Raw genomic sequence first — 15,313 nt, 5'->3', positions numbered from 1 at the left:
GGTTCTCCACTTGGTGGGGGACCGAGGTTTTTTATACCCACTGCAGCGCCGCTGGGATTTCTTGGCTTGTGCTATTCAGCAAAAACACAAAACGCACCGGAGCTAAAAACCATGTGGTTCAAAGATCCGGTGCGGTTCAGAGAACTTAGTGCTTAGACCAAGTTCTTGTCGTAGAACTCGCGTAGTGCAACGCTCTTCTGCTTAGCGATCTCGTCCCACTCATCAATGGATGCCGAGTCATCAGCGTAGTCAGATGGAATTTTGAAGATCTGCAGCGGAATATCAAAGCGCTGGCAGATGCTGGCGTAGGCGTAGCCTTCCATGTCCACCAAGGAAGCACCGAGCTCCTTGATGTGAACGCGCTGCTCATCATTTGATACAAACACGTCACCAGTAGCCATCACGGCTTGGAAGTCGGGCAGAAGGATCTCGCCGGTGGGATCTACGTCCGCCGAAGGCAATGGGAAATCATGCTGGATGAGTTTCGTGACCTGGTAGATGGTCTCAAGGCTTGGACGGTCTTCGCCTGCATGTCCCACAACACCAGCGGTACCCAGAACGATGACATTCTTGATATTTCCGTCAGCAAGGGCGCCTGCCAGAGCAACCGATGCATTGACCTTGCCGACGCCTGAAATCAGGTGTTCTACATCTGCAAAGGCTACTGCTTCGTCTTGATGCGCAAAGACGAGCAAGGACTTCTGATCCGACATGAATTTCCCCTCTAAATGAAGTCAGCTCGGGTAGATTACTGCACCCGAACGTCCTAAGAAGTCTACCGGTTACGACTCATTAACAGGCATCGATTCTCGGTGGGCACAACGGATACACTTTATTCATGAGTGATATTGAACTTGCTGAAGTTGAAAGCTTTGCCTTGGATCACACCAAGGTCAAAGCGCCCTACGTGCGAAAAATTGGAGTTGAGCGCGGGCCTAAGGGCGATGCAATCACCAATTACGACATCCGCTTTGTGCAACCAAACCACGGTGAGATTCCTACCGCTGGTCTGCACACGATTGAGCACACCATGGCCGGACTACTGCGCACCCGCATTGATGGCCTTATTGATTTCTCCCCATTCGGCTGCCGTACCGGCTTCCACATGATCTTGTGGGGCGAGCCCGAGCCAGCAGAGGTCGCTGCAGCGGTCAAAAGCTCGTTGGAAGACATTGCAGAGAAGATCACCTGGGACGATGTTCCAGGCACCGAAGCAAAGAGCTGCGGTAACTACCGCGACCACTCGCTGCACTCGGCACGCGAATGGGCCAAGGTAATTCTGGAACAAGGAATTAGCCTTGATGCCTTCAAGCGTTCCAAGCTTGCATAAATAGCTCGCTAATTTTCTCGGGATCTCGTGCTTCTTCTACGGAGAAGCACGAGATCTTTTGCGTTTTGCAGGCCACGAATAAATCAATGGGGCGCACCGTCTCAGCCAAACCCTAGGTGCTTTGGGTAGCATGGTTGATATGCGCAAAGTTCTTTCCTCAGCTGCCGTAGTAGCCTTCATTATTTGCTCAACCAGCGGATGCGCGGATCTAGATTCGGCCAGAACGGCCACCATCTCTCAGGGATGCCAAGATGCCATCTCGGCACAGAACAAGACTTGGTCAGATAAAGATGCCTCCGAAACCAAGATCAAAGAGGCTGAAGCCAAGGGCTTAGACGCATGCAAGGACTTGGACGAATGGAGCACCGCAGTTTCGTACAATCCGGGCTCCGTGGGTTACGAAGAGTTGAGTGTTGAAGAAGCGGCGAACTCTGCCTACCTAGCTTGTTCTTCGATTGACCCGGAACACAAGACGCCAGTATGTGATGACGCTGCAAAGCGTGGATACCTCGACGAGTCCTAAACAAACTAGTTTTGCGCCAAGCCGCGCGCGGGTTGAACCTGTAGAGAACAGGGGCGGCCCGGCATGGCCTGTTCCTGTTTTGAGCAAATCTGAAGTTATCTCGGGGATCTTGGCCCTTCTGGCCAAAATTTAATGTGAACCGTGGCACTTAGTGACTCGGTTTTCGCTCGCCCTCGCATCTCTGAGCGAACCCTGAAAAAGACCGAATTTTCGGCACTCACCAAAATGCTTGTGACGCACCTCTTGTTTCATTGGATAGTTGTTGCCCAAGCTTTTGTTGATCTGTATGAGGGTTGGGGCACCTTCAAGACTCTAGAGTGAGTCGGGTAACAAATGAGCTTTGAGAAACACGGAAAGTCGCAATGTCGCGTTCGTAGAGCAGTACGCTTCTGCGAGCTTTTCGCGGTGCCTATGGGCCAAGGCTGATCTTCACATTTTTGGAAAGCGGAGACCGACCACAATGCCAAACACTGAACTCGACGAGCAAGATCCGAGATTAGAACAAGCCGAGGCCGCCTCGGCGACGGCAGATAGTAGCGATAAGCCACGCGTACCACGCGGCGTAGGCACGCTAGCCTTTACCGAATTCTGGGAACGTTTTTCGTTCTACGGTCTCAACGGCATCCTGACCTTCTACCTTCTGTACACCGCCTCCGAAGGCGGCCTAGGAATTGACGCGGCGTCCGCATCGGGCATCGTTGGCGCCTACGGTGGTTCGGTCTACTTGGCTCAGCTGCTCGGTTCGTGGATGGGCGAACGAGTCATCAGCCCAAAGTGGATGGTATTCATCGGTGGCATCATCATCGCCGCCGGTCACGTCGCATTGGCCTTCATCTCAGGAATGACCGGCTTGGCTATTGGCCTGGGCTTGATCATCTTGGGTACCGGCGCACTGAAAACCAACATCACTAACATCGTTGGACTCGCCGTTGAAGGCCAAGATGAAGGTCGTCGAGACGTAGGATTTGCCTACTTCTACCTGGCCATCAACATGGGTGCCGTCACCGGACCACTGGCTTCGGGCTTCGCCCAGAACGAGTGGGGATTCCACGTAGGCTTCGGCTTGGCAGCAATCGGTATGTTGGTTTCGTTGGGCGTATATATGGCGTCCATGGCCAAGCTTCCAGCGAAGTCTGGTGTTGTTGAACGCCCCATCGAAAAGTCCAAGCTGGTGCGTCTGAGCATCATTGCCGTGGTGGTCTTGTTGGCCATTATCGTCATCTTGTCTTCGGGATTGCTCCCTGCCTCATCGCTGTCTGCCATCACCACTGTGCTGATTCTGGCTAGCGCCGCGTGGTACTTCATCATGATGCTTGGCAGCAAGGAAGTCACCAAGGACGAGAAGCGTCGTGTGAGCGCCTACCTTCCGTTGTTCCTGGCTGGTGGCCTCTTCTTTGGCCTGCTGTTCCAGCAATCAACCACCATTGCAATCCTGATTTCCGAACGCGTTGACCTCGTCATTGCCGGGTGGAGCGTTCCGGTTGCTTGGATCACCATGCTTGCGCAGTTCGCTGCAGTGCTGATTACCCCATTTGTCACCTACTTCTGGGACAAATCGGGAAACAGCGGTCCGGGTGCACCGTCCAAGTTTGCGGTTGGCATGTTCCACATGGGTTGCGCGTACATCATCATGCTCCTTGTGCTCAAGATGTATGAAGGCGCATTGATCCCGCTGTTGCTCATCGTGCTTGTCATGATGGCTGCCGGTGCTTCGGAAGTCTTCGTTGGACCGATAAGCCTTTCACTGGCTACCCGTATCGGTCCTGAGCGCTTCCGTTCACAAATGGTCGGATTGAACTTCTTGACCCTGTCCCTAGGCTCGGCTTTCTCCGGACTCTTCGGCCAGCTCTACACCGTCATCAGCGATTACTCGTACTTCATCTGCATCATTGGTGCCGGCGTGATTGTCGGTATCGTACTGTGGATCTTCCGCCGGAAGCTACAGGAAAACCTGTACGCCGGGCTCTAAGCATCACAGTCTAAAACCTCCACAGGCTAGAACCACCACAAAGCCCGTTGGATTAATTGATCCGACGGGCTTTGTTGTATCCGCAGATAGTTCGGGTGAAGAACTGCACAGGAATTTTGTCTACTTTTGCTGAGGGGCAAAGGTACGGTTGAAGGCATGGCTTCAGTTGAGAAAGATTGCGCAGCTCTGCGCCCCGGCAGAGGCGGCAGGCTCAGATGATCATTTCTGACCTACTCGCTATGGAAGCCACCGGATGCCGGCTGATCGCAGGATCCGAGGGGATCAATCGAGAAATCCTCTGGGCCCATAGCTGCGAATTGCCAGACCCCTACCGTTGGCTGGGACAGAACGAACTGTTGATGACCATCGGTCACTGTGTACCCAATGATGCGCAGGAACAAGTTGAGTTCATCCGCCGTCTGGAACGCGCTGGCCTTTGCGGAGTGGTGGTCGAGGATAACGACCTAGCACCACAGCTGCATCCCGAAGCACTAGAGACGGCGAACCATCTCGGGCTTCCGGTGATGTTGATGAAACGTGCAGTTCCGTTTGCCAGCATCGTGCGCATGGTCGCGGCAGCCAACAAGAGTAACCAAGCGCAGCAGCTGATGACGCTGAACCATTTGTATCGGGCAGCCCTGGGCGAGTACGAACACCCTTCTGGCTTTGCGCAACAACTGGAGAGTGTCTTCAAGGTTGCCATGACGGCAGTGGATGTAGCTACCGGTGTTGATGTACTTCCTGGATCGCTCACCGTAGATAGTTCAGAGATCAAGAAGTTGGCATCTGAGGTCTTGCCTTATGGGCAAGGGATGATCAACCGCATGGGTTCATTGCGCGGGGAGAACTTTCGGTGTGGAGCCTTCCGACGCAACGCTCCACGGTGTTACTTGTGGAAGAAAGCCCTGGCTCTATGCTGGATTCTTTCACCATGACCCATCTAAGTCAGGTCATCGCCGGGGAAGTTAATCGCCGGACTCATACCGCCCTTGGATTGGCGCATCAGCGCCGACACTTGCTCCCTGACTCGCTGGAGAGCAGTACTCCGCAAGACCGTTTGGTACGCGATGCCACCCAACTTGGACAACCAGTTCAAGACCTCATGGTGGCCATTACCTCCACGAACAATGAAGAGCTGGTCTTTTCATCCTTGAGCTTGGCCGGTATCGCCCACGCCAGTCATATACAAAATGGTTACTACGCGTCACTCGTACGCTCTGCGGACTTGCCGGTGCTTCAAAGTTTGAGCGAATACCATGGCATTGGAATTGGCATCTCGCCGACCATCACCAACCTTGGTGGGGTCAAAGATGGGCTACTTCGAGCACAGGTAGCCTACGAATCGTCGGACGGCCCGAAAACCGGAATTGTGCGTTATGACGAAGTCAGTTTTTCCTTAGCTCCGAAGTCCGAAAGCCAAGCCAAAGAAATTGTGGAACGCGTCTTGGGGCCGCTACGTCAGGCCGGTTCCTCTGAACAGAGCCTGATCGATACGCTCTGCGCTTACCTCGATGAAAACCGAAACTGGATTGAAACCTCAGCGAAGTTGGGGATCCACCGCCAGACCTTGAGCTACCGAATCGGGCGAATCGAACAGCTGACCGGCAGAAACCTGAAATCGAGTAAAGATCTGGCCGAGTTATGGATCGCAAGAATCGCGCTGAAGCGTAGCTGAAATTCGTGCCGATAGCTGACGTTTCACCGGCAAGTGCACTGCTTGGCGGTTGCTTGCGCCCCACCGTTCTGTGGGAGAATGAGAGCAAAGTTCCAAGCCCTGAACAGGCTTATTTCTGAAGATTTAAGGACGTATATTCGTGGCCATGATTCCATTGCCGTTGCATTCGGTGGAGACAAATCAGTTCTCTCCGACAGACCCGGCGGACCCTACCTTGGTCCACCGCGGAGAGGGCGGCTCTGAAGTCCGGCGCAGTATCTTGCCTGGCGGCGTTCGCGTACTTACTGAAGCCATGCCCGGACAACGCTCAACTACCGTAGGCTTCTGGGTTCCAGTGGGCTCACGCGATGAAGAGGCTGGCCACTACGGGTCAACCCACTTCCTAGAGCACCTGTTGTTCAAGGGAACAAAAAGCGTTCCGCTCTGGAGATCGCGCAGTCATTTGATGCTGTGGGCGGCGAATCAAATGCCGCAACCGCCAAGGAATCGACCTGCTACTACGCACGGGTACTCGATACCGATCTGCCGATGGCACTAGATGTCATCGCAGACATGGTCACCTCGGCAGTCATTGACCCACAAGAGCTGGAGCAGGAACGCGGCGTCATCATCGAGGAATTGGCGATGGACGCTGATGATGCGACAGACGTAGCCCACGAACGTTTTGTTGCCCGAGTCTTGGGGAGCACCCACTGGGTCGCCCGATTGGTGGCACCCCAGAAGAAATCAACAACATCAGCCGTGAAGCAGTGATGGAGCACTACCGCGCCCATTATCGTTCGAGCGAACTGATCATTACCGCCGCTGGCTCGCTAGAGCATGACACGTTGTGCACCATGGTGCTTGAAGCCCTGGGTGAAGCTGGCTGGGATCTAGATCCGCTGGCCGTGCCTGAACCGCGACGTGCGGCGCAACCGGCGCAGATCACCTCAAGGGCTGGCATTGAAGTCGTCAACCGTCCAGTGGAACAGGCCAATATCATCATGGGCTGCGCTGGCATCACCGGGCATGACGAGCGCCGTCAGGTTTTGGCCGTCCTCAACGCCGTGCTGGGCGGGGGAATGAGCTCACGTTTGTTCCAGGAAATCCGCGAAAAGCGTGGACTGGTGTACTCAACCTATTCCTTCTCGGCCGCTTACACAGATGCAGGTTACTTCGGCATGTATGCCGGATGCGCACCGGCTAAGGCTGGCGAAGTCATCACGTTGCTCGGTGCTGAATTGGATCGGTTGGCCAGCGAGGGAATCACTGAAGCCGAGCTAACCCAAGCTAAGGGTCAGCTTGCTGGCGGCACTGTACTGGCTCTGGAGGATCCGGGAAGCCGTATGTCGCGTCTTGCACGCGCAGAGATGGTTACCGGCGAATTCCAAGACATCGATGAAGCCTTGGACAAGGTGAACGCGGTGTCCGCCAAGCAAGTTCAAGAGCTCGCTCAGGAACTGGCCGCCAAGGACCGAGTCATCACCGTTGTCGGTCCGTTCGAAGACGAGGCCGCTCTGGGTCTATAGGTCCTATGAAAAACCGCGGTATCCCAGCTAAGAGCAGGGATACCGCGGTTTTTCTTGCTTCAGGCCGTTAGCTAGCTAATTGGCAGCGTCAATAATCCTGGCTATCTCGGGCGCATGAGAAAAATTGAAACCGTGGGCGCCTTGTTTCATGATGGTCAGCTTGGCGCGTTCAATTCCGGCGATCAGACGTACACCAAATTCTGGCGGAGATAATGGATCTCGAGTACCGCAGAGAACATCGATCGGACAGGTGACGGTCTTGAGCAGATTAATGGTGGAGTAACCCAACATCTGCTCGCAACTCTTGGCCCACCACGGAATGCCACAGCGAAGATAGTCAACTAGCAAGATGGCTTTGACCGAGTTCAGCTCGTGAGGAAAGTCTTGGATCAGTCGGCGTGCTTGCCGGAACAGCGTGGCTTCCCGGTCGTAAACCGAGGGGGCTGCGACAAGCAGGTGCTTGACCAATGTAGGCCAGGTTCGCGCAAGTTCGATGGAGACTTGGGCGCCCATTGAATGGCCGAGAACGATTGCCTTTTCAACTTTCAGCTCACGAAGGGCCAGGGCAACTTCGTGGGCAAACCGGGCTACAGTTACCGGACGGCCGTCATCTAAATTCTTGCCGTGACCCGGTAGCTCCGGAACGATGACCCGATATTTCCTCGCAAGGATATTTGCTAGGGGAGTGAAGTATCTGCTGGAAGCTCCCAACCCATGAATGAGAACTACGTCCGGTCCGGTTCCGGCAACCCGAACGGACAGACGGGTATTGAGGGTAGAGGGCAACTGCCCAAAATATTCGTGACGCACGTGGCCTTTCATGGCGCTAGATGTGCGCTCACAAACCTTTAAACAACAGCAGGATTGCTCACCCACCGTTTACTTCATCAACTGCCGCAAAACCTATCCGGTGGCCCCCGTGGCGTGCTGGGTGATGGCCGAACGTAGATCTTCAGGGAAAAGCTTCTCTACGTCCTTCGCATAGTTACCGCCTTCATCGGGGCGACGTAGCTTGTCACCATCGATGCGGAATGGGAAGGCATCTGCCTGGGCGACTGCTTGAGGATCGCTCTCTTCGGCCGGTGCACAGGTGGCCCAGCCATAAGTGGTGGAAGCTTCAATGCGGAAAATTTCGACCTGACAGGATGCGCCATCAATGACGGTTCCCTGCTCTTGAACTACGTTGACTACGTCGGCGAGTTCTTGATCGGACAGCGAAATCGGTTCGGTATCTGACCCGCACGATGTCACAGCGAAGGTGGCAACCAGTATGACACTGATGCCTAGACTTAAACGTCCCATTTTCTGACCCATAGCCCTGCTCACTGTTCGGAGGTTCCTGAAGCTTATTTTTCCCCGAGTTGCGGGGCAAAACAAGCTGGACTGGCCGTAGAGCAGCCACCGATTCAAATTATTTGGATGTTCAATGATCACCGGCATTACGGAATGGTGAGGCGGGCACGTCATTGTTGGCTAGAGGGAGCCGACGAAAACGATAGGTTTAAGCTCATGAGTGCACAGATCAAGGTAGCCGTGCTCGGTGCGGCCGGACGAATGGGAGCCGAAGCGGTCAAGGCCGTTAACGAAGCTGCCGACATGGAATTAGTAGCCAGTTTAGGTCGAGGCGATGACCTCGCTCAGATTCTTGAGGCGGGAGCAACCCACGTGGTTGATCTGTCGGTTCCGGATGCTACCGAAGCCAACGTTCGCTTCGCGGTGGCGAATCACCTGCACGCAGTGGTCGGAACCACCGGGTGGGATGACGAACGCCGGGCTGAGCTTGAAGCGCTACTGGACAAGAGTCCGCAGACCGGTGTGTTGATCGCACCAAACTTCGCTCTGGGATCGGTGCTGGCCAGCGCCTTCGCTGCCACCGCAGCAAAGTACTTTGAATCTGTAGAAATTATTGAATTGCATCACCCGAACAAGGTTGATGCTCCCAGCGGAACAGCAGTGCGTACTGCCGAACTCGTGGCGAAGTCACGTGAAGCTGCCGGAGTTCCAGCCAGCCCCGATGCCACCGAAACTCAGCTTGATGGCGCTCGCGGCTCGGTAGTGGACGGCATCCATGTACATTCGGTTCGACTGCGTGGGCTGGTGGCACATCAGGAAGTACTTCTTGGCGGCCAAGGAGAACAGCTGACTTTGCGTCACGATTCCTTTGACCGTGCTTCGTTCATGCCAGGGGTCTTGTTGGGACTGCGAACCGTAGAGTCGCGCCCAGGACTGACCTATGGCCTAGACGGATATTTGGAGCTCGGACAGTGAAAACCAAGCTTTGGGTCGGCGGGATACTCCTGCTCTTTGCCTTGTACATCGGCATGACCTTCACTCAGGCCTTCCGCTTTATGGGCTCAGGCGTATTGATTGCTCAGCTCATGGGTGTGGCGATCTTAGTCATTCCTGCGCTCTGCGTTTGGATCCTGATTCGTGAAATCCTCTTTGGGCTACGTACCGAGAAGATGGGTAAATCCTTGGCCGCCTCGGGCGAACTGCCTAAGGACCTGCCCCGAAAGCCGTCGGGCCGTATTATTCGTTCCGCTGCAGACGAAGATTTCCCCAATCATCAGCGTGACGTTGAAGAGAACCCAGAGTCCTGGAAATCTTGGTACCGTTTGGCCCTGGCCTACGAAGCCTGTGGCGATAAAGGTCGGGCTCGAACCTCCATGCGCACCGCGATTGGACTATGGCGCGAAGCCGAGAAAGTTAGCAAGTAGCTTTTAGTTTGAAAAGAATTTGGCCAGGCACATAAGTGCCTGGCCAAACGTTTAGCTTCTAGAAACGCAGCTTGCGCAGATAATTGAAACCAACCTCCGCAGTCTGCAGCGGAGTGACATCAGGGCTGTCGTTCTCCACAACAAATTCCTTCGGCCGGTGTGCGGAGAAGATACGCGAGAAGTCGATGGCTCCCGTGCCTAGGTCCGCAAAGTCACCGGAGAGATCGCGGTCTTTGACGTGGTACTGCAACGTCTCTTGCGGAGCCTGCGCAATCGTGTCGATGGCAAACTGGATAGGATCCTTCGCTCCCACTCCGACACCACCGGTCACTGCCCAGTACAGATCAACTTCCAGGTGCACCAGACTTGGATCCAGACGGCTAGTGAAGACATCCCATGGGGTCAGCCCGCCACCAAGGTCGGTGGTGAATTCGTGGGCGTGGTTGTGATATCCGTATTTCAGACCGACAGCTGCAGCGGCAGCTGCTTCCTCATTCATTTGGTCGGCCCAGCGGCGCCAGTCATCTCCATTGCTGGAAACCAGATATGGGACGTTGATGTAGCTCTGTCCCAACGTGAGTGCATCGGCGAGCTTCGTTTCCAGTGCGGCTGGCGAAGCGCTCATGCCGCTGTGGCTGGAGGAGGGCGTGATGCCTAGCGAGTCGAGGGTGCCGCGCAATTGCTCGGCGGTACGTCCATAGAACCCAGCTAGCTCAATTTTGGTGTATCCGTAGTCGGCTAGTGCTGCCAGCGTCTGGTCAACGCCTTCACCATTCATGATTGAACGAAGGGTGTACATCTGGATGCTGATCAGTCCCGGTGGTACTGGGCGGCGCCCGGTCGGTGCCGCAATTGCTGGGGCTACCCCCATTCCGGCCAGACCGATGGTGGCGCCTAGAGCAGCGGCTCCAGTGAGGAATCCGCGGCGGCCCACCTCCTTTTGCTCCAGTGAGCGTTTGAGGGCGGCGGGAGCATTAAATCCGAAGCACATAGTGACGCCTTTCTAGCGTTCCGTAAACGCTAGATGCGACAAGCACCAGCGCATAAATCATGTGACGGAGCTAACACTATTTTTGATCTCTGTCGCCTGTCAAGCAAAAGTTGTCGAAATTCGACGAAAGGTTGTTGATCTAGTCGGACTTAAGTCCGTTGACGAGCGCATCAATATGTTTTGGCGACATGGCATGGTGAATGGCGAGCATGCAGGCACCGAGCACTCCGGCATCGAGCCCGGGTCCTGACTGCACAATACGCAAATGCTGGGTGGCCACCGGGATTGCGCGTGAATAGACCACTTCTCGGATGCCAGCAATAAAGTGTTCTCCGGTAAGGGTCATCGAGCCACCGATGACAATAACTGACGGGTTGATCAGGCTCACGCAAGCGGAGAGAACCTCACCAACGTCGCGTCCAGCTTGTCGTACGGCGTGTACGGCCTCGGCGTTGCCAGAGCTGACCAGTGCAATGACATCGTCGCTGGTGTTGGCGTCATGACCGAGTGCACGCAACTTCTTTGCCACAGCAGGGCCGGAGGCAACGGCTTCGAGGCAGTCTAGATTTCCGCAATGACAAGGGATGCCGGTGCCGTTGTGTACGCGAATATGTCCGATATCGCCAGCAACACCGTCTGCACCACGTTGGAGTCTGCCGCTGGATATTATTCCGGAGCCAATACCGGTGGCGATCTTGACGAAGAGCATGTTATCTACATCTGGCCACGAGGCATTGCGTTCGCCCAGTGCCATGATGTTCACGTCATTGTCTACGAGAACTGGGACGTGGAAGTGATCTTTAAGTAAGCCGGGTACGTCAAAACCGTTCCAACCAGGCATGATCGGTGGGTTGAATGGCCGTCCGGTGCGATATTCAACTGGACCTGGGACGCCCACGCCGACGGACAGCAGATCGTCGGGGGAGTGCTTGGTGTCTTTGAGGAGTTTCTTACCCATCTTTACCGCGGTTTCAAGCACAATTTCCGGGCCCTTAGAAACCTCAATGCTTTGACCATCTTCTTTGAGCCTGTGCCCGAGTAGATCAGTTAATGCCACCCGGACGTGGGAAGCGCCGATATCAATCCCCAGAACAACCTTGCTTCCGGCCTTCAGTGCAATGCGCGTAGAGGGGCGTCCGCCCGTGGAAATGGCATCATCCACGTAACCCACGAGTCCGAGCTCCATGAGGGCTTCGATGCGCAGGGTGACTGTTGAACGAGCCAGCCCCATAATGTCTGCGAGTTCAGTACGAGTGCGTGGGCGCCCGTCGCGAAGGATCTGAAAAAGTTCACTTGCGCCTGAACCGCTGAGGCCACTGAAATTACTTATGTCATTCATCGACTCATTAGACCACGAAAATCGACGAAACACCTCGAAGTCATCCAAAAGTGTCGCCGTAAGTGTTTGCTGAACTACAACCCACGAGTGATCCACCGGCTGCAGGCGCGTCCAAGACAATTGCATGGCTAGCGCGGCTTGCCGCAAACCGAGCCGTGGCACCAGGACGTTAGGTCCGCTAATTGGGCAGGGATGTGTCCATGTATGGGTCTATGACAACGACGGTTTCAGGACTTCAGCGGTAGACGGAGAACTGGCCGAGTGAAGCTGCGCTTAATCCACAACGGGCCAACTAGGGCACGCACTTCCGTGCACGGCGCACCCAGGAACGATTTTTGGACTCGACATTAAAAGGCGCACCACCCACCGACGCATACGCTGGCTGATTCAAGACGTCGCGCATTTGTCGGTGGGTGTATTTGCAGTCCTCCAAGATCCTCGGCCGTTGATCAAGGGCCAGCCCCGATGGCGTGATCGGATATTCCGCGTGGATTGTTGGAAGCCAGGTTGGAACTATACCTTGAGCGGTAGCTTCTTGGCTTTACGGACCTTGCCGGAAGCGAAACGCTGCTGCAGTAGAACTGCCAAGACGATGATCGCTCCCTTGGCCAAGGCCTGAACCGAGGTGTCCATGTTGTTCTGGGTGAACACGTTTGTCAGCGTACTGAAGATCAGGACACCAAATACGGTACCCATGATGGTGCCTCGACCACCCACCAGAAGGGTTCCACCAACAACTACGGCGGCAATGGCGTCCAGCTCGTAGAGGTAACCGTGGGTTGAGGTACCCGAGGTAGTGCGGCCCATCATCATCAGCCCGGCGATACCTGCAGCAACACCAACTAAGACATAGAGCGAAACGATGTGGCGCTTGACCTTGATACCGGCAAGACGCGATGCTTCGAGGTTGCCACCGATGGCTACGGTGCGTCGTCCAAAGGTGGTTCGGTTGAGCAAGAACCACCCTGCGGCAGCCACCAAGGCGAAGATCCACACGAGTACGGGAACTCCGAGGAAGTCCGCGCGCATGAATTTGGTGAAGTCCGTATTGGTCACCAGCAAGGTGCGGCGTTCGGAAATGATTTCTGCCAGACCACGAGCAGCAACCAAGGTCGCCAACGTGGCGATAAAGGCCACCACATTGCCGTAGGCAATGATGACACCGTTGATTAGTCCCGCAATAGCGCCAACAAGTAACGACACCACAACCATGATGAGCCAGGTGGAATCCGAAGCTGCAGCCTGCACCGCGGTGAGGCTACCAACCACGGAGGTCAGGCCCAGTACCGAACCAACCGAAAGGTCAATGCCTCCCGCGGTAATGACAAACGTGACACCAATGCTCAGCACACCAATGATTGATGCGTGCCGCAAGATCACCAACATGTTTTCTGATGAAGTGAAACGATCACCGCTGGTAATCAGGCCGATGAGGACCAGCACTACCAAGGCAACCACCAAGCCTAAGCTCCTGCCAGCCGGTCCGTGCATCAAGTTCTGCACTAGGCCACCTGAACGGTGTGAAGTGCCGGAGTTCTCTGCTTGCTTCTGAGTAGACGCAGCGGTGGGTTGCTCAGCAACCTCGATCTTCTGCTTGCTCACGCGGCACTTCCCTTCATGACGAGGTCGAGCACACCGTGCTCGTCGATTTCAGTTGCTGTTTTTTGTGCGAGAACCTGTCCGTTGTCTATAACCAAGACATTGTCGGAGAGGCCGAGGACTTCTTCAGTCTCGCTGGAAATGATGATGATGGCTGTTCCTGCATCGGCCAAGCGTCGGATGAGAGTGTAGATTTCTGCACGTGCACCGACGTCCACACCACGAGTTGGCTCATCGAGCAGTAGCACTTTTGTGCCATGAACTAACCAACGGGCCAATAAGATTTTTTGCTGGTTGCCACCGGAAAGTGTGCGCGCCGGTCGCTGCGGGTCTGCAGGGCGTAGCTCTAGCGCCTCGATTTGTTCGCTGGCCGCACGACGTTCTGCAGCCTCGTCTAACAATCCAGTGCGTGAAAAACGTTCAAACGTGGATAGGGTGACGTTCTTGTAAATGGGTTCATCGAGGATCAAACCTTGGCTTTTGCGTTCCTCGGGGGATAAACCGATTCCCGCTGTCACCGCGGAAGTGACCGAACCAGCTGTCAGCCGCTTTCCATTAACGGTGACCTGTCCGGCGCTGGCCTTTCGGGCTCCGTAGATCGTCTCGATGATTTCGGAGCGTTGGGAGCCGACGAGTCCGGCAAAACCGAGGATTTCTCCGGCGCGTACGCTGAAGCTGAGTTTGTCGAAGTGCCCTGCGAGTTCCAGGTCAGTGACTTCTAGAACCACGGGGGCCGTGACGGAGATTGGAGTGCGTTCCGGGAAGACGTTGGATACGTCGCGACCGGTCATCCGACGGATGAGTTCGGCTTTGGGAGTGTCTGCAACGTCCATGTTGTTGGCGGTGCTCTGACCATCTTTGATCACCGAGATCCGATCACCGATCTCTCTAATCTCTTCAAGACGGTGGGAGATGTACACAACCGCAATGCCTTGAGCGGTTAGTTCGCGGACCACTCGGAAGAGATTCTGGACTTCGCCGGCATCAAGGATGGCGCTGGGCTCATCCATGATGATCAGCTTGGTGTCGCGGGACAGTGCCCGGGCCATGCTGACGATTTGTTTGTTAGCTGCTGAAAGTGTGCCGACTTCGCGCGAAGGAGAGAGGCTGCCGTGGCCCAGTCTTTTTAGGAGTGTGCGGGCAATGGCATTGGCCTTCTTCACATGAAGGACCCCGCCGGTTGCTCGTTCATGTCCTAGAAAGATGTTCTCCGTGATGCTCAGGCCGTCAACGACGTCGAGTTCCTGATACATGGTGGCGATGCCAAGGCTTAGTGCCGCGGTGGGAGTGGAGAGGTCAACCTTTTCGCCGTCCCAGAAGATTTCACCGCTATCGGGCTGGTGTACACCAGACAGTGTTTTGATCAGCGTGGATTTACCTGCGCCGTTCTGTCCCATCACGCAGTGGACTTCACCGGGTAGCACGGACAAGTCGACGCCTTTGAGCGCTTGAACGGCGCCGAATCGCTTTGTAAGCCCGCGAACATCAAGGAGCGGACGTGGATTTTCATCTTTCAGCATGTGATGAAACTAACACATTATGTCGGCAATCGGTAGAAGTTCGTCGATTTTCCCCGAACTTCTGTTATTGTGACACTAGTCACGTTGACGGGCGCCCGAACAGTTCGGTCTGCATGCGGCGTCGACGCACCTAACTCACTGA

14 protein-coding genes and 1 pseudogene are annotated in these 15,313 nt (G+C 55.2%); 8 read left to right on the top strand and 7 right to left on the bottom strand.

What is annotated here, in order from left to right:
• Positions 1-152 precede the first annotated feature (152 nt).
• Positions 153-713, bottom strand: a complete 561-nt coding sequence (locus N6V40_RS14745; RefSeq protein WP_262198101.1) for a phosphorylase family protein — start codon at positions 711-713, stop codon at positions 153-155.
• Between the two features lie 125 nt (positions 714-838).
• Between N6V40_RS14745 and N6V40_RS14740 the strand changes: the two genes are divergently transcribed.
• From N6V40_RS14740 to N6V40_RS14715, 6 genes and pseudogenes are all read left to right on the top strand, one after another.
• A complete protein-coding gene (locus N6V40_RS14740; RefSeq protein ID WP_131089955.1) occupies positions 839-1,330 on the top strand; it encodes an S-ribosylhomocysteine lyase in 492 nt (163 codons plus the stop codon).
• Between the two features lie 130 nt (positions 1,331-1,460).
• A complete protein-coding gene (locus N6V40_RS14735) occupies positions 1,461-1,853 on the top strand; it encodes a hypothetical protein (protein WP_262198100.1) in 393 nt (130 codons plus the stop codon).
• Between the two features lie 460 nt (positions 1,854-2,313).
• On the top strand, positions 2,314-3,822 hold the full coding sequence (locus tag N6V40_RS14730) for a peptide MFS transporter (protein ID WP_131089953.1): 1,509 nt from the start codon (positions 2,314-2,316) through the stop codon (positions 3,820-3,822).
• Positions 3,823-4,037: 215 nt separating this feature from the next.
• Complete coding sequence (locus N6V40_RS14725) at positions 4,038-4,757, top strand: PucR family transcriptional regulator ligand-binding domain-containing protein (RefSeq protein WP_262198098.1); 720 nt, start codon at positions 4,038-4,040, stop codon at positions 4,755-4,757.
• A complete protein-coding gene (locus tag N6V40_RS14720) occupies positions 4,754-5,497 on the top strand; it encodes a PucR family transcriptional regulator (protein ID WP_262198096.1) in 744 nt (247 codons plus the stop codon). The genes N6V40_RS14725 and N6V40_RS14720 overlap by 4 nt, the downstream gene beginning before the upstream one ends.
• Before the next feature lie 139 nt (positions 5,498-5,636).
• Positions 5,637-7,005: pseudogene (locus N6V40_RS14715) on the top strand (M16 family metallopeptidase).
• Positions 7,006-7,080: 75 nt separating this feature from the next.
• Here the strand turns inward: N6V40_RS14715 and N6V40_RS14710 are convergent.
• Positions 7,081-7,815: an alpha/beta fold hydrolase gene (locus N6V40_RS14710; RefSeq protein WP_165477354.1), complete on the bottom strand. Its 735-nt coding sequence runs from the start codon at positions 7,813-7,815 to the stop codon at positions 7,081-7,083.
• Between the two features lie 93 nt (positions 7,816-7,908).
• Positions 7,909-8,307, bottom strand: coding sequence for a hypothetical protein (locus N6V40_RS14705; protein WP_131089950.1), 399 nt, complete (start codon positions 8,305-8,307; stop codon positions 7,909-7,911).
• Between the two features lie 207 nt (positions 8,308-8,514).
• Between N6V40_RS14705 and dapB the strand changes: the two genes are divergently transcribed.
• The gene (gene dapB, locus N6V40_RS14700) at positions 8,515-9,273 is read left to right on the top strand and encodes a 4-hydroxy-tetrahydrodipicolinate reductase (RefSeq protein WP_131089949.1); all 759 of its coding nucleotides are present in this window, start codon (positions 8,515-8,517) and stop codon (positions 9,271-9,273) included.
• Complete coding sequence (locus tag N6V40_RS14695; RefSeq protein ID WP_131089948.1) at positions 9,270-9,722, top strand: tetratricopeptide repeat protein; 453 nt, start codon at positions 9,270-9,272, stop codon at positions 9,720-9,722. Before dapB ends, N6V40_RS14695 begins: the two co-directional genes overlap by 4 nt.
• Before the next feature lie 58 nt (positions 9,723-9,780).
• Here N6V40_RS14695 and N6V40_RS14690 read toward each other — a convergent pair whose 3' ends face one another.
• The 4 genes from N6V40_RS14690 to N6V40_RS14675 form a co-directional block, all read right to left on the bottom strand.
• A complete protein-coding gene (locus N6V40_RS14690; protein WP_131089947.1) occupies positions 9,781-10,713 on the bottom strand; it encodes a sugar phosphate isomerase/epimerase family protein in 933 nt (310 codons plus the stop codon).
• Between the two features lie 139 nt (positions 10,714-10,852).
• Positions 10,853-12,052, bottom strand: coding sequence for an ROK family transcriptional regulator (locus N6V40_RS14685; protein ID WP_131089946.1), 1,200 nt, complete (start codon positions 12,050-12,052; stop codon positions 10,853-10,855).
• Positions 12,053-12,565: 513 nt separating this feature from the next.
• Entirely contained in the window at positions 12,566-13,654 is a 1,089-nt protein-coding gene (locus N6V40_RS14680) for an ABC transporter permease (RefSeq protein WP_396267960.1), read from the bottom strand.
• Positions 13,651-15,171 carry a sugar ABC transporter ATP-binding protein gene (locus N6V40_RS14675; protein ID WP_262198093.1) on the bottom strand — a complete coding sequence of 507 codons (1,521 nt, stop codon included), beginning with the start codon at positions 15,169-15,171 and terminating at the stop codon, positions 13,651-13,653. Before N6V40_RS14675 ends, N6V40_RS14680 begins: the two co-directional genes overlap by 4 nt.
• Positions 15,172-15,313: the final 142 nt, after the last annotated feature.

Origin of the sequence: Glutamicibacter sp. M10 (assembly GCF_025452055.1) — a bacterium.
In the GTDB taxonomy this organism is placed as follows: Bacteria; Actinomycetota; Actinomycetes; order Actinomycetales; family Micrococcaceae; genus Glutamicibacter.
Note: the sequence above shows the minus strand (reverse complement) of the source record. Positions and strands in the feature narration are given on the sequence as shown.

Bases quoted from the DNA above. Each gene is read 5' to 3' on its own strand.
- N6V40_RS14745 (WP_262198101.1), bottom strand. From the start codon at position 713: ATGTCGGATCAGAAGTCCTTGCTCGTCTTTGCGCATCAAGACGAAGCA.
- N6V40_RS14740 (WP_131089955.1), top strand. From the start codon at position 839: ATGAGTGATATTGAACTTGCTGAAGTTGAAAGCTTTGCCTTGGATCAC.
- N6V40_RS14735 (WP_262198100.1), top strand. From the start codon at position 1,461: ATGGTTGATATGCGCAAAGTTCTTTCCTCAGCTGCCGTAGTAGCCTTC.
- N6V40_RS14730 (WP_131089953.1), top strand. From the start codon at position 2,314: ATGCCAAACACTGAACTCGACGAGCAAGATCCGAGATTAGAACAAGCC.
- N6V40_RS14725 (WP_262198098.1), top strand. From the start codon at position 4,038: ATGATCATTTCTGACCTACTCGCTATGGAAGCCACCGGATGCCGGCTG.
- N6V40_RS14720 (WP_262198096.1), top strand. From the start codon at position 4,754: ATGACCCATCTAAGTCAGGTCATCGCCGGGGAAGTTAATCGCCGGACT.
- N6V40_RS14705 (WP_131089950.1), bottom strand. From the start codon at position 8,307: ATGGGACGTTTAAGTCTAGGCATCAGTGTCATACTGGTTGCCACCTTC.
- dapB (WP_131089949.1), top strand. From the start codon at position 8,515: ATGAGTGCACAGATCAAGGTAGCCGTGCTCGGTGCGGCCGGACGAATG.
- N6V40_RS14690 (WP_131089947.1), bottom strand. From the start codon at position 10,713: ATGTGCTTCGGATTTAATGCTCCCGCCGCCCTCAAACGCTCACTGGAG.
- N6V40_RS14685 (WP_131089946.1), bottom strand. From the start codon at position 12,052: ATGAATGACATAAGTAATTTCAGTGGCCTCAGCGGTTCAGGCGCAAGT.
- N6V40_RS14675 (WP_262198093.1), bottom strand. From the start codon at position 15,171: ATGCTGAAAGATGAAAATCCACGTCCGCTCCTTGATGTTCGCGGGCTT.